Raw genomic sequence first — 788 nt, 5'->3', positions numbered from 1 at the left:
GACCGCGGTGACCTTGGTCTTGAGCTTGATCGCCTCGTAGCGGCCCTCGATGCGCTTGTGCAGCGGCTTGACGATGTCCTTGTCGGCGCCGGGGATGATCTGGTCCATCAGCTCGACGATGGTGACCCTGGCCCCCAGCGCGTCATAGACCATGGCCATCTCCAGGCCGATGATGCCGCCGCCCAGCACCAGCAGGCGCTTGGGCACGTCGGCCAGTTCCAGCGCGCCGGTGCTGTCGATGACGCGGCTGTCGTCATGCGGGATGAAGGGCAGCGTCACCGGCTCGGACCCGGCGGCGATGATGCACTGGTCAAAGCTGACGGTCTTGACGCCCTCGTCGTCCTGCACCTCGATCATGTTCGGCCCGGCGAAGGTGCCGTAACCGTTGACCACCTGCACCTTGCGGCCCTTGGCCAGGCCCGACAGGCCGCCGGTCAGCTGGTTGATCACGCTTTCCTTCCAGCCGCGCAGCTTGTCGATATCGACCTTGGGCGCGGCAAAGCTGACGCCGTGCTCGGCCATCTCTTCGGCCTCGGTGATCACCTTGGCCGCGTGCAGCAGCGCCTTGGACGGGATACAGCCCACGTTGAGGCAGACGCCGCCCAGGGTGGCGCCCTTCTCGATCAGCACGACCTTCTTGCCCAGGTCGGCGGCGCGGAAGGCGGCGGTGTAGCCGCCCGGGCCCGAGCCCAGCACCACGACCTCGGCATGGATATCGCCGGGGCCCGAGGCGGTGCCGGTGGCGGCCACGGCGGCAGGCGCGGCGGGGGCTGCGGCCGCGGGGGCGG

General features: G+C 69.3%; 1 protein-coding gene. It reads right to left on the bottom strand.

The genetic code is table 11. From position 1 onward, the window contains the following. On the bottom strand, window positions 1–788 hold a 788-nt coding region (locus OE856_RS13735; protein ID WP_412174894.1), incomplete at both ends, for a dihydrolipoyl dehydrogenase family protein.

Origin of the sequence: Actibacterium sp. XHP0104 (assembly GCF_025751515.1) — a bacterium.
Lineage (GTDB): Bacteria > Pseudomonadota > Alphaproteobacteria > Rhodobacterales > Rhodobacteraceae > Actibacterium_D.
The sequence above is the reverse complement of the archived record's forward strand: the minus strand, read 5'-3'. Positions and strand labels throughout refer to the sequence as shown.